At 48.0% G+C, this 14,082-nt stretch carries 9 protein-coding genes and 1 pseudogene; 9 read left to right on the forward strand and 1 reads right to left on the reverse strand.

The genetic code is table 11. The features are described from left to right. Positions 1-46: 46 nt before the first annotated feature. The 4 genes and pseudogenes from purB to WMO41_RS16050 all read left to right on the forward strand — a co-directional run bounded on the left by purB (position 47) and on the right by WMO41_RS16050 (position 6,545). A complete protein-coding gene (gene purB, locus WMO41_RS05135; protein ID WP_349228836.1) occupies positions 47-1,477 on the forward strand; it encodes an adenylosuccinate lyase in 1,431 nt (476 codons plus the stop codon). A gap of 222 nt (positions 1,478-1,699) precedes the next feature. After that, on the forward strand, positions 1,700-2,992 hold the full coding sequence (locus tag WMO41_RS05140) for an adenylosuccinate synthase (protein WP_349228837.1): 1,293 nt from the start codon (positions 1,700-1,702) through the stop codon (positions 2,990-2,992). Between the two features lie 278 nt (positions 2,993-3,270). Next, positions 3,271-4,857: an AAA family ATPase gene (locus WMO41_RS05145; protein ID WP_349228838.1), complete on the forward strand. Its 1,587-nt coding sequence runs from the start codon at positions 3,271-3,273 to the stop codon at positions 4,855-4,857. A gap of 81 nt (positions 4,858-4,938) precedes the next feature. Beyond that, a pseudogene (locus WMO41_RS16050) lies at positions 4,939-6,545 on the forward strand (AAA family ATPase). A 74-nt stretch (positions 6,546-6,619) separates the two neighbouring features. Here WMO41_RS16050 and WMO41_RS05160 read toward each other — a convergent pair. Continuing rightward, complete coding sequence (locus tag WMO41_RS05160) at positions 6,620-7,507, reverse strand: aldose 1-epimerase family protein (RefSeq protein WP_349228841.1); 888 nt, start codon at positions 7,505-7,507, stop codon at positions 6,620-6,622. Positions 7,508-7,849: 342 nt separating this feature from the next. Here WMO41_RS05160 and WMO41_RS05165 point away from each other — a divergent pair, with 342 nt between their 5' ends. The 5 genes from WMO41_RS05165 to WMO41_RS05185 all read left to right on the forward strand — a co-directional run bounded on the left by WMO41_RS05165 (position 7,850) and on the right by WMO41_RS05185 (position 13,906). Continuing rightward, the gene (locus tag WMO41_RS05165; protein WP_349228842.1) at positions 7,850-8,626 is read left to right on the forward strand and encodes a Cof-type HAD-IIB family hydrolase; all 777 of its coding nucleotides are present in this window, start codon (positions 7,850-7,852) and stop codon (positions 8,624-8,626) included. A 44-nt stretch (positions 8,627-8,670) separates the two neighbouring features. Next, positions 8,671-10,374 carry a LytS/YhcK type 5TM receptor domain-containing protein gene (locus tag WMO41_RS05170; RefSeq protein WP_349228843.1) on the forward strand — a complete coding sequence of 568 codons (1,704 nt, stop codon included), beginning with the start codon at positions 8,671-8,673 and terminating at the stop codon, positions 10,372-10,374. A 40-nt stretch (positions 10,375-10,414) separates the two neighbouring features. Continuing rightward, positions 10,415-11,197, forward strand: coding sequence for a LytR/AlgR family response regulator transcription factor (locus tag WMO41_RS05175; RefSeq protein ID WP_349228844.1), 783 nt, complete (start codon positions 10,415-10,417; stop codon positions 11,195-11,197). 157 nt (positions 11,198-11,354) lie between these two features. Next, positions 11,355-12,794: a carbon starvation CstA family protein gene (locus tag WMO41_RS05180; protein WP_349228845.1), complete on the forward strand. Its 1,440-nt coding sequence runs from the start codon at positions 11,355-11,357 to the stop codon at positions 12,792-12,794. Between the two features lie 101 nt (positions 12,795-12,895). After that, positions 12,896-13,906, forward strand: a complete 1,011-nt coding sequence (locus WMO41_RS05185) for a DUF308 domain-containing protein (protein WP_349228846.1) — start codon at positions 12,896-12,898, stop codon at positions 13,904-13,906. Positions 13,907-14,082: the final 176 nt, after the last annotated feature.

The following is a 14,082-nucleotide window of genomic DNA, read 5'->3' on the forward strand; positions in this document are numbered from 1 at the left end:
AGTCAGCAAAAACAACTATCAATCAGAAAAATATTGGAGGGTTCTTATGAACGACAGATACCAAAGCCCGTTGTCCGAGCGTTACGCAAGTAAGGAGATGCAGTACATCTTCTCCCCGGACAAGAAATTCAAAACCTGGAGAAAACTGTGGATCGCGCTGGCAGAGACCGAGAAGGAGCTGGGCCTGCCGATCACTCAGGAGCAGATCGATGAGTTAAAGGCACACGCGGAGGATATCAACTACGAGGTAGCAAAGGAGCGCGAGCGTCTGGTGCGCCACGATGTGATGTCCCACGTATACGCATACGGCCAGCAGTGCCCGAAAGCAAAGGGTATCATCCATCTGGGTGCTACTTCCTGCTATGTTGGTGATAACACCGACCTCATCATCATGACTGAGGGATTAAGACTGGTCCGCAAAAAACTCATCAACGTGATGGCAGAGCTGGCAAAATTCGCAGACAAATACAAAAACCAGCCGACCCTGGCATTTACCCATTTCCAGCCGGCCCAGCCGACTACCGTGGGCAAGCGCGCAACGTTGTGGTTAAACGAGCTTTGTCTGGATCTTGAAGATCTGGATCATGTGCTTTCTACCATGAAGCTTCTTGGCTCCAAGGGAACCACCGGTACCCAGGCAAGCTTTTTGGAGCTGTTTGAGGGCGATCACGAGAAATGCCGCAAGGCAGACCAGATGATCGCGGAGAAGATGGGCTTTTCCGCATGCTACCCGGTATCCGGACAGACCTACTCCCGTAAGGTGGACACCCGTGTGTTAAATATTCTGGCAGGCATTGCCCAGAGCGCCCATAAGTTCAGCAACGACATCCGTCTGTTACAGCACTTAAAAGAAGTGGAAGAGCCGTTTGAGAAGAACCAGATCGGTTCCTCCGCTATGGCTTACAAGAGAAACCCGATGCGCAGCGAGCGTATCGCATCCCTTTCCAACTATGTGATGAGTGATGTCATGAACCCGATGATGGTGGCTTCCACCCAGTGGTTTGAGCGTACCCTGGATGACTCCGCAAACAAGCGCCTGAGCATCCCGGAGGGCTTCCTTGCTATTGATGGTATTCTGGATCTGTACCTGAATGTGGTAGATGGCCTGGTGGTATATCCGAAGGTGATCGAAAAGCATTTCATGGCAGAACTTCCGTTCATGGCTACCGAGAACATCATGATGGATGCAGTAAAGGCAGGCGGCGACCGTCAGGAGCTGCATGAGCGCATCCGCCAGCTTTCTATGGAAGCAGGCAGAAATGTCAAAGAGAAGGGCCTGGACAACAACTTGTTAGAGCTCATTGCTGCAGATCCGGCATTCGGACTTTCCTTAGACGAGCTGAAGGCATGCATGGAGCCGTCCCGCTATGTGGGCCGCGCGCCGAAGCAGGTAGATGAGTTCTTAAGCGAAGTGGTAAATCCGATCCTGGAAGCAAACAAAGAGGATCTGGGCATGACCGCCGAGATTACGGTATAAACCTTTTAAACTAATAAATATTAATAAGATACATTGATAATAAAAGGCTGGCAGATTAGAAAATCTGTCCGCCTTTTTGTGTTTGCGTATTGATTTTAGTGCAGGAATCTTATATACTGTTAATGTTTGCGGAGCAGAAAGCTCCGCCTGAATTTAAGGAAAGCAGGTAACTGGAACAGCAAAGAACAGTTACGGCAGCAGTTATAACGAAGGAGACTGATTATGTCAAAGGTAGATGTAGTTATTGGATGTTTTTATGGTGACGAAGGTAAGGGTAAAGTCATTGATTATCTTGCAACGGATGCAGATATCGCTGTCCGCGCAACCGGCGGTGACAATGCAGGCCATACAATCGAAGTAAACGGAGTAAAATTTGCAATGCGTCTGATTCCGTCCGGAATCCTGTCCGGTCATACCATTGGCGTAATCGGCAACGGAGTTGTTATGAACCCGCAGGTGCTGTTAGGAGAGATCGAGAACTTAAAGGCACACGGATATGATATCGACAACCATTTAAAGATCAGCGACAAGACCCATGTCATCCTGCCGTACCATCCGATGCTGGACCGCGCGTTAGAGAAAGCGAGAAAGGCATCCAAGATCGGTACCACCTGCAGAGGTATCGGACCGACCTACTGTGATAAGTACGAGCGTGCCGGCTTAAGAGTGGAGGATCTGTACGCAGATAACTTCAAGAGCCATCTGGAAGAACTGGTAGAGTCCAGAAAAGCACTCTTAAAGTTCTACAATCCGGAAGACACCACCATCGATGAGAAACTGAATTTTGAGGATGTATACAAGACCTACTCTGAGTACGCAGAGCAGTTAAAGCCGTATGTGTGCGATACCGTAACCTATCTGCACAAGGCACTGGAAGAGGATAAGAAGGTCATCGTAGAGGGTGCCCAGGCAACCCTGCTTGATATCGACTTCGGTTCCTATCCGTATGTAACCTCCTCCAACCCGACTATCGGCGGCATCATTACCGGTACCGGTTTAAGCGCATCCGATATCGGCAACGTATACGGTATCATCAAGGCTTACTCCAGCCGTGTTGGCGAGGGCCCGTTCGTAACCGAGCTGCTTGACGAAACCGGCGACAAGATCCGTGACCTGGGTCATGAGTACGGCACTGTAAGCGGCAGACCGAGACGCTGCGGCTGGCTGGATCTGGTAACCTTAAAATACGCAAAGCGTCTGAATGGACTGACCGGTATTTCCGTAAACCACTTAGATACCATCGGCAAGTTCGACAAGATCAAAGTCTGTGTAGCATACGACCACAACGGCGTAGAGACCGAGGACTTCTCCACTAACTTAAAGTTCTTAGAGAACTGCAAGCCGGTTTACAAAGAGTTCGACGGTAACTTCGGTGATCTGTCCGGCTGCAAGACCTTCGAGGATCTCCCGAAGAACGCAAAGGCTTACATCAACTTCATTGAGGAGTACACCAAGACTCCGGTGAAGTTCATCGGAACCGGCGCTGGACGCGAGGCTATGATCGTAAGACTGTAAATAGCAATACTATGAAGTAACGTAACTGTGAGGGTACTGAACAGTTATGAAGTGACGAAAATGCCAGGGGCGCCGAATTGGCGCCACCTGGCATTTTCTGTTCCATAATCAAATTTTAGCATAAAAATCAACAAAAATTCAAAGACCAAATTGTACGAAATTCACAAAGCGTACTGTGGGCAAAATGACGATGAAACTTGCTATTTCTGTGTGGCAATGATAAAATCAAAATATATGCGTTGGTTTATATAAGAACAAATGGAAGGAAGTGTGCAGGCATGGGAACTTTTGTAAATTCCGGAAACGCGGCATTTCAGGTTGCGTTAAATTCAGAAATTTATGTAGATAAAACCGGTTTGCTGAATTATACAAACCGTGTCATGGATACCACTTCCAAATTCATCTGCAACAGCCGTCCGCGCAGGTTTGGAAAGTCAATCACCGCAGATATGCTTACGGCATATTACAGCAAAGGCTGTGATTCAGCCGCCATGTTTATGAATCTCGAAATTGGAAAGAGCGCAGACTTTCAGAAGCATCTGAACCAGTATGATGTCATTCATCTCGATATTCAATGGTGCCTGGAACCGGCAGGTGGTGCGGCAGGTGTGCTGACTTATATTGCAGAGCAGACAATTAAAGAACTGAGAGAGTATTATCCAGAGGAGCTTTCAGAAACAGTTACATCTTTGCCGGAGGCATTATCGCGCATCAATACAGCAACCGGAAAGAAATTTATTGTTATTATTGATGAATGGGATGTTTTGATTCGTGATGAAGCAGCTAACAAAAAGGTACAGGAAGAATACATCAATTTTTTACGTGGCCTTTTCAAAGGAACGGAACCTACCAAGTACATTCAGCTTGCGTATCTGACGGGGATTCTGCCAATCAAGAAAGTAAAAACACAGTCCGCTCTTAATAATTTTGATGAGTTTACTATGCTGGATGCAAAAATTTTTGCGGATTATACAGGTTTTACGGAAGAAGAAGTATCAGAACTCTGCAAAAAGTACGATGTAGATTTTGATGAAGTAAAACACTGGTATGATGGATATTTGCTCAAGGAAACACAGGTATATAATCCGAAAGCTGTAGTTGAAATTATGAAGTGGAAACAATTCCAGAGTTACTGGTCTGACACCAGTTCCTACGAAGTGGTCGTGCCGTTGATTAACATGGATTTTGATGGATTGAAAACTGCGATTATCGAAATGTTGTCCGGGGCCTATGTGAATGTCAATGTAAAATCGTTTCAGAATGATACGGTAAGCTTTGCCAACAAGGATGATGTGCTTACTTATATGATCCATCTTGGGTATTTGGGGTATGATCAGAGTAAGCGAATGGCATTTGTTCCAAATGAAGAAATCCGACAGGAACTTACAGCGGCGGTGGAGAGTACAAAGTGGAATGAGTTTCTTTCGTTTCAACGAGAATCGGAGGAATTGCTGGATGCAACGCTGGATCTGGATTCGGATACGGTAGCGGAGAAAATAGAAAAAATCCATATGGAATATGCGTCAGCGATTCAATATAACAATGAAAACTCTTTGAGCAGTGTACTTACAATTGCCTATTTAAGTGCAATGCGGTATTATTTCAAACCAGTACGGGAAATGCCGTCGGGGCGTGGATTTGCAGACTTTGTGTTTCTTCCAAAACCAGAGTATGCAAAAAATTATCCGGCACTTGTGGTGGAATTGAAATGGAATAAAACAGCAGAAACAGCTATGCAGCAGATAAAAGATAAAAAATATCCAGAGTCGATTGCGCATTTTTTGGGTGATGTTTTGCTGGTGGGTATCAATTACGATAAAAAAACAAAAGAGCACCAATGCCAAATTGAGGGATATCAAAAGTAAATTGTAACTGTTCAGTACCCTCACAGTTACGGAATACAATTGATTTCAGGGGAGCAGAAGCTTTGGAAAGGGACGTAAAGCATGGGACAGTATTTGAACAGTAAAGAACCATACGACCAGTATAAAACGGTTATGAATGGGCCTTACTTTGTGGATAAAACGGAAATACTGGAAGAACTGATTCCAGCGTTGGAACAGGAGCAGCGTTTCTTCTGCATTACACGTCCGAGACGTTTTGGAAAAACAGTTATGGCCAATATGATTGCGGCATTTTTTTCGAATACAAAGAAGCCGTCATTATTTGAAAACCTGTCAGTAGCAAAACAGGAACAGTATCGGAAGCATGTTGGACATCATGATGTGATTTATATTGATTTCAGTGAGATGCCACGGGAATGCCATGCGTATGAGGAATATATAAGCAGAATCCAGGATGGTCTGGTGCGGGATATTCAGGAAGTGTATCCGGAACTTATGATAGAAAAGAGCGAAGCGGTCTGGGATATTCTTTCATTGGTTTTTGATAAGACCGGGCATAAGTTTATTTTTGTGATGGATGAGTGGGATGCGGTTTTCCATATGTCTTTTATCACAGAACGGGATCGGGAAAACTATTTACTTTTTCTGAAACTTCTTTTGAAGGGAAAGAGCTATGTGGAGCTGGCTTACATGACAGGTGTCCTTCCGATTGCAAAATATTCGGATGGTTCTGAATTGAATATGTTTTTGGAATATAATATGGCAACGCGAATTCGGTTCAGTGAGTATTTTGGTTTTACGGATGAAGAGGTTGATATGCTGTATCAGCGTTATCTGAGCAGAACCAAAAGCCGCAGATTACGCGGGAAAATCTTCGTGAGTGGTATGACGGATATCACACGGCATCCGGAGAACGGTTATATAATCCACGCTCAGTGGTATGCGCACTGACGGATAATCAGTTATCTAATTACTGGGTAAGTTCCGGCAAATATGATTCGATTTTTACTTACATCCGATACAATGTGGATCAGATACAGAATGATCTGGCATTGATGTTCGCGGGAGAAAAGATATCATCTGGCATTCAGGAATATGCAGCGACTGCGCAGGAATTGAAAACGAAAGAGGAAATATATTCTGCTATGGTTGTTTATGGGTTACTGACCTATGACAACGGAAGGGTGTTTATTCCAAACCGGGAGCTCATGGGAAGTTACGCAGCAATGATGAAAAAGGAAACATCACTGGGATATGTTTATCGTCTGGCCAATGCGTCTTCACAGATGCTGCAGGCTACTCTTGCAGGCGATACAGATACCATGACGCAGATCATTCAGTATGCGCATAATATAGAAGTTCCGATTTTATCCTATAATAACGAGGTGGAACTTTCGGCCATTATTAATCTTGTATATCTGGCAGCGAGAGATCAGTATCGGGTAGAGCGTGAGGATAAGGCAGGAAAAGGGTATGTAGATTTCATTTTTTATCCGATCCGTCATGATCAGGACTGCATCATACTGGAATTGAAAGTGGATCATACTCCGGAAGAAGCCATTGCGCAGATTAAAGAAAAACAGTATGCTTTACGTTTTAAAGGAAAAATGTCAGAAGCGGAAAGGTATACCGGAAGGATTCTGGCGGTAGGAATCAGTTATGATAAAGAAACGAAAGAGCATTGCTGTAAGGTAGAGGAATTATTTTAACATCACGATTTGATAAATAAGAATCCCGGTCTGATTTTTATCTCAGCCCGGGGTTTTACTATGTCTTGACGATTTTATCCTACAATCCGTATTCCAAGCCGATATTCCTTACTTTCCCCGCCTTCCGCCTTCTGCAGAAAATGCCGGTTCAATAAGTTATCGTCCTCATCGGACCGGATTGCAGATCCGTTCCAGGGTTCTACACACAGGAAGGGCGCTTTGGTGGCGGCTGCGGTCCAGAAGGCAACGGTGGAAAAATCCGGGTAGGAGACTTCCACGCCGCATCCGGTGGCCGGATTTTTCAGCGCGACTTTTTTCGAACGCAGGTCCGTAAAGAAGATGGCATCATTGGCGAATAGTTCGTGGGTCAGCGGGATGACAGATGCGTGATCCAGAATCGGGGTACAGGAATTCATGTCAAATTCCATGCGGTTTAGGTCATAGGAGTGATACCCGGCAGTTTCTTCCTGCTCAAATTCCAGAACATAATCTTCAAAGTGTTCCCCGGACTGCATCGGACAGTTGAAGCCGGGATGGGCGCCAAGCTGGTAATACATGGTTTCCGTGCCTGGATTGGTTACGGTGTAGTGAATGCGGATGCTGTCCTCAGTCAGCGTGTAAGTCAGTTTCAGCTGGAACGCAAAGGGATAGCAGGCGCGAGTCTCCGGTGAGTCGGTGAGGGTGAAAGCTGCTTCCTGGTCCGACAACACCGAGACGGCAAAGTCCGCGTTCCGGCAGAAGCCGTGCTTGGGAATGGTGTAGGTCTGACCGTTCAGTGTGTATTTACCGTCACGGCAGTTCCCAACAGTTGGGAACAAAAGCGGAGAGCAGCTTTTCCAGTGCGCGGGATTCCGCTGCCAGATGTACTCGGTATCGGCTGCTGTGTTTTTCAGAGAAATGAGCTGTGCTCCGATGGAATCGATCTGAGCGGTCAGGCTGTGGTTTGTTAAGGTTACGATCATGGTAAGTCCCCCTGTATAAGGTTGTTTGTTGAGTACAAACAGCATGAAAAAGTATGCTGTTGATAGTTTCATTATACAGGAAGCCGGAAAAAAGAAAAGGAAAAACTGTCAACTTGCTATTTGCCGGACAGAATGATAAAATCATGGTAACTGTTCAGTACCCTCACAGTTACGGGCAAAAATCCATTGAAAATTGCCTTCGGCAATGGGATTTTTGCCTGCAAGCCCATGTTTTCATACGGTCAGCGCAGTGAATGCGCAGACCTACTGAACAGTTACAAATCATGACATATAGGCTTTGCACAGGAAGCACTGGCAAAAGCTGGAAAATGGGGGAATTACATGAACAGACCAGATATCATCTTTTTTGACATAGACGGTACGCTTCTGGACTTCGGAAAGAAAGATCTTTCTCCGAAGACCCGGGAAGCGCTGCTGAAATTAAGGGAAAACGGCATCCGCATCTGCATCGCCACCGGCAGAGCACCTCTGGCGGTGCCGAAATTTGCAGGCGTGGAGTTTGACGCATACCTGACGTACAATGGCTGTTACTGCTATGAGGGCAATAAAACGATCTACAGTAATCCCATGCCCCAGGTGGATGTACAGACCATTATCCGCAACGCGGCTGTCATGGGGCGGGCCATGTCGGTGGCTACGAAGAACCGGCTCATCTCCAATGGAACGGATCCGGATCTGGAACAATACTATGCGTTCGGAAACCAGAAAGTCACGATTTCCGAGGACTTTGACGAGGTTTCCAGGGGAGAGGTCTATCAGCTTCTGATGGCCTGCCGCAGGGAAGAATACGCTCAGGTACTGCAGAATACTCATAGAGCCAAGATCACGTCCTGGTGGGACCGGGCGGTGGATATCATCCCGGCAGATGGCGGAAAGGGAACCGGTATTGCGAAGATGCTGGAATATTACGGCATTGACCGTTCCAGAGCCATGGCCTTTGGGGATGGAAACAACGACATTGAGATGTTTCAGGCCGTGGATATGGGAATTGCCATGGAAAACGCGTCGGATGACCTGAAAGCGGTGGCCGCGGATGCCTGCGGCCATGTGGCGGAAGATGGCGTGTACCATTACTGCATGGAACACGGCCTGATCTGAACCGGCAGTTACGGATAAGAAAAGAAGATAAGGATATAGAACCTATGCCATACGAAACCTACTTTAACATGCTTTTAAACATCGGCCTCCTGGTACTGATCGCGGCACTCCTGACGAACCTGGAGTTCGTGCGGGATCTGTTTCTGGAGGAGCAGGGCAGTCTGTTTTCCAAGACGGCTCTGGCGGTGATCTTTGGCGTCATCAGCATTGTTTCCACATACACGGGAACGCGGACCGACGGGGCTATCATCAATACCCGTGTCATCGGCGTGCTGGCGGCCGGTCTTCTGGGCGGTCCTTATGTGGGGATGCTGGCGGCCCTGATCGCGGGACTTCACCGGTATCTGTTTGATATCGGAGGTTTTACGGCGGTGTCCTGCGCGGTTTCCACGCTGTTTGAGGGCATTCTGGGGTCTGTGTTTTCCGCGCGTTTCAAATCCGGAAAAATGAAGCAGATTGGGATCTTTGCTCTGACGGCGGTGGCCGAGGTAGCCCAGATGGTGATCATTCTTCTGATCTCGCGGCCCTTTGTGGACGCGGTGCATCTGGTGCAGCGCATTGCAGTTCCCATGATCCTCATGAATTCCTGCGGCATGCTGATCTTTCTGAAGGCCTTTGATATGATCTTCATCCGGGAAGAGGGACAGTTCGCGGAGAAAATGCGGCTTTGCATCGGAATCGTGGAGCAGAGTCTCCCGCATCTGAGAAAAGGACTTCAGAGCCGGGAAGACATGGAAGCAGCGGCGCAGATCATCTATCACTCCATTTCCTGTTCTGCTGTCATGATTACGGACATGGAACAGGTGTTGGCGGTAGAGACAGAAAAGTACAAAAAAGAGCTGGCTGACCCGGCCTTTCTGGTGCCGGTGCTGGAATCGGTGATGGATTTAAAGCCGACCTATTTCCATCAGTCAGATTTTCCGAAGAAACTGGGAAAGGCACTCAAAGACCAGATCATCGTGACGGCGCCCCTTCTGGAGAATGAGCATTCGGTGGGCGGCATGACGATCATGATCAAAAAACGCCGTCATGCGGTGCGGGTGGACCTGGAGTTTGTGGAGGAGCTGGCGCGGCTGTTTTCTACGCAGCTGGAGCTTTCAAATCTGGAATATCAGAAGAAGCTGCGCAGGCAGGCGGAACTGAAGGCACTGCAGTCCCAGGTCAATCCGCATTTTCTGTACAATGCGTTAAACACCATTTCCTATATCTGCCGGGAGAACGCGGAGCGGGCCAGAGAGCTTTTGCTGACCCTGGCTTCCTATTACCGGCAGACCCTGGAGAATGAGCAGTATATGCTGAACCTTCACACAGAGCTGTACCATGTGAACACCTATCTGGAGCTGGAAAAGGCCCGCTTTGAGGAAAAGCTTCAGGTGGATATGGAAATTGAGGAGGATCTGGACTGCATGGTGCCGTCCTTTATTCTGCAGCCGCTGGTGGAAAACGCGGTCCGATACGGGGCAGATGAAGCAGGAATCCGCACGGTGCTGATCCGGGCCTTTTATATGCCGGATGGAAAGCAGGATGGGCAGAGGCAGGTCTGCATTCAGGTGCAGGACCACGGCAAAGGTTTTTCGCAGGAAGTGCTGGAGCAGTTTTACCACGGGGATAACTGGAACCGGGTAGGCCTGAAAAATGTGCATGAGCGCTTAAAGAGTGTTTATGGAAATGACCATGGACTGCGGATTGAAAATACGGGAAGAGGTGCCTGCGTTTCGTTTCTCATTCCGGAGAACGGTCCGTCCTGACAATCGAAAATTACAATAAGAAGACAATGGGGGAGAGTACATGAAAATTGCGGTGATTGATGACGAGCGTCCGGCCAGAAGAGAACTGATCCGGCAGATTCAGGAGGTGGTGCCGGACTGCGAGATCAGGGAAGCAGACAGCGGTGCGGGAGCGCTGTTGCTGCTGAATGAGGAAGATGATTTTGATATCCTGTTTGTGGATATCAATTTAAACGATATGGAGGGAACAACTCTGGCTGCTACGGCAAAGAAGCTTTTGCCTCAGGTCAAGATTGTCTTCGCCACGGCGTATTCCCAGTATGCGGCAAAGGCTTTTGAGATGGAGATTGATGATTATATCTTAAAGCCCTTTGCCCCGGACCGGGTACGCCATGTCCTGGAAAAATGCATGCGCGGACTTGCGCAAAACCAGGAGATGGATGAACCGCAGGAAACCGGAGCAAAGGACACGGAAAAGCCGGAAACGGAAGTGCAGCAGGCTGCTGTCACGGCCCCAAGGATTCCGGTCCCGGTAAACCATAGCATCCGCTTTCTGGATGTGCCTCAGATTGTCTACGCGGAGACCCAGGGACGGGGAATTTTGCTCCATACCAGAACGGGAAGCTACGAAGTAAACCAGCTTCTGGGAGATCTGGAAAAGAAACTGCAGCCCTATGGCTTTTTCCGGATCCATAAGAGCTATCTGGTGAATCTGGAGTGCATTACCGAACTGTTTCCCTGGACCGGCAATGGTCTTGCCATGAAGTTAAAGGGCTATGAAAATACAATCCTTCCGGTAGGAAGGGAACGGCTGAAAACATTAAAACAGATCCTGAATATATAACAAAAGGATAGGGCGTTCATGCAGCGGAGCATGCTGTTCATGCGCCCTATTCTGCTGTTCACGCAAAAACTATTCCAAAATTGTATTTATTGGTGTACAATAACCCCGTCTGAAAGGAATGGTTCAGCAATTTACACAAATAAGAGGAGGGGTTTGTATGTTAAGTTTCATCATTTGTCTGCTCTTGCTGATCGGCGGCTACTTTGTTTATGGCAATTTTGTCAATAACATTTTCAGCCCGGACGATCGTGAGACACCGGCAGTCCGGATCAACGATGGCGTGGACTATGTCGTTATGCCGCAGTGGAAGCTGTTTCTGATCCAGCTGTTAAACATTGCCGGCCTGGGACCGATTTTCGGTGCCCTGCAGGGAGCACTCTGGGGTCCGGTAGTATTTTTATGGATTACGTTTGGTACAATCTTTGCAGGAGGTGTGCACGATTTCTTCTCCGGCATGATGTCTGAGCGAAACGATGGCGCATCCATTTCCGAGGTATGCGGTATTTATTTAGGACACCTGATGCAGAATGTCATGCGTGTGTTCAGTGTTGTGCTTCTGGTCATGGTTGGTACTGTATTTGCGGTTGGACCGGCCGGCCTGATCGTCACCCTGTTTGGCAACAGCGGTGTAAGCGGCCTGCTCACCAACAAGGAGTTCTGGCTGTGGATCATTCTGGCTTATTACTTTATCGCAACCTTTATTTCCATTGATAAGATCATTGGTAAGGTATATCCGCTCTTTGGTATCTGCCTGATCATCATGGCACTGGGCGTTGCTTTCGGTATCTTTACCAAACCGGAATATGTCATTCCGGAGATCTGGGCAAACTTCCGGAATATGCACCCGAGCGCAACACCGGTATGGAGCTTCATGTTCATCACCGTTGCCTGCGGCGCAATTTCCGGTTTCCATGCAACTCAGTCCCCGCTGATGGCACGCTGCATGAAATCTGAGAAACAGGGTCATTTCGTATTCTACGGCGCTATGGTCTGTGAAGGTGTGATTGCCCTGATCTGGGCAGCAGCAGGATGTTCCCTGTACGAGGTAACCGGCGGTCTGAACACTGGTCTTGCAGAGATTATGAAGAATGGTCAGTCCGCAGCAATCTACGATGTATGTAAGAAGACCATGGGCGGCATCGGTATTGCCCTGGCTATGCTGGGCGTTATCGCCTGCCCGATCACTTCCGGTGATACTGCATTCCGAAGTGCCCGCCTGACTCTGGCAGACTGGTTCAAGATTGACCAGAAGGCATGGAAGAACAGACTGCTTCTGTGCGTTCCGCTGTTAGGCGTTGGTGCCATTGTCGGACATATGGATTACAGCATTGTCTGGAGATATTTCAGCTGGACCAACCAGACTCTGGCGATGATCGTTCTGTGGACCGCATCCATGTATCTGTATAAAGCAAAGAAGAACTACTGGATCACCGCAGTTCCGGCTACCTTTATGAGTGCCGTATCCATGACTTATTTCTTCTGTGCATCTGAGTGTCTGAATCTTGGCACCGCAGTGGCTTATCCGGTTGGTATCGTTCTGGCTGTGGTATTCCTTGGAATCTTCATCCATGCAACCAGAAAGCAGCAGACCGCGTAGAAATTTATTTTTGAACGAGAGTAACTGTTCAGTAGGTCTGCGCATTCACTGCGCTGACCGTATGAAAACAGAGAAAATCAGGAAAGGGAGGCGGATCCATCATGTTGTGGAAGCCGAAAAAACTTGGAGCGAAAGAACTGACAGAACAGGAACTGGCGGCAGATAAAAAAAGCTGCAGAAAGATCGGTCCCTGCGGAATCGGAAAAAAAGCACTGTATTTAAACAGCTTTTACATCGACCGCTGCTATTATGTTCCGGTGGAATCCGTCTCCCGTGTATTTAAGCGCGTGGCCATGAGCAAGGGCGGATTCAGCGGCAAGGGCCTGTTTGCCACAATCCCGTATCTGGTTGTTGTCTATGACAACGGGCAGGAAAAGCAGTGCAACTTTAAGTATGAGGACCAGGTAGATCTGTTTCTGGCGCGCATTCAGCAGGAATTCCCAGAGATCAAAACCGTTAGCGAAGCGGCGGAGAAACGTCTGGAGGAAGCAGAAAGAGCCAGAGAGCAGAAGCCGGAGGTGCCGCTTTGTGGCATGGCTCTTAAAGAAGTGGAGCGGCTGGAATGCGCAAAAGAGTATCTGGAGAAACAGCCGGTTCTCTTTGCAGAGTTTTCCAACGCAGCCAGAAAAAAACGGACCTATGAGCAGACAAAGCCTTATTATAAATGGGGTGCGCTTCTCTTTACCGTACTTGGCATTGCAGCGCTTGTGTCTGGCCTGGCTTCCCTGAAATCCCAGGCACCGTTTGCGGTCTGGTTTGTATTGTTTGGTATAGCCGGTATCTTCCTTTTCTCCGGCGCCAACGTCATGCCGACCAGCCGGAATAACCGGAAGGCCATTGAAAAACGTCTGGAGACGGCCGAGGCGCAGGTGGCAGAGTGCAAAAGCCACTGCCCCAAAGAGCTTGCGGTTCCGTCCCGCTATCTGCATCCGGTTACCCTGTCACGCATGATCCGCCTGATCCGGGAAGGACGGGCCAATGACGAGAAAGAGGCACTGGAGCAGGTAAAGGAAGATTTGAAGCAGCTGAATGCCAGCGTGCAGGTCTCCCAGGAAGAGTACGATGAGATTATGGCGGTCAAGCCGCTGTTTCTGATTCATGATTATCAGTAAAATCGTGAAAAAGCGTAACTGTGAGGGTACTGAACAGTTACGAAAAAGCTTCATAGTCAGAAAACACAGATAGCGCAGAGTGGAATGTGGATTCCCTCTGCGCTATTTGTGTTATGGAAATTTCATTCGCCTTACAACTCCGTGACAATTCTGTCAATACCTTGACTTATCAGAAC

Source organism: Ventrimonas faecis, assembly GCF_040096075.1.
GTDB classification, from domain to species: Bacteria; Bacillota; Clostridia; order Lachnospirales; family Lachnospiraceae; genus Brotaphodocola; species Brotaphodocola faecis.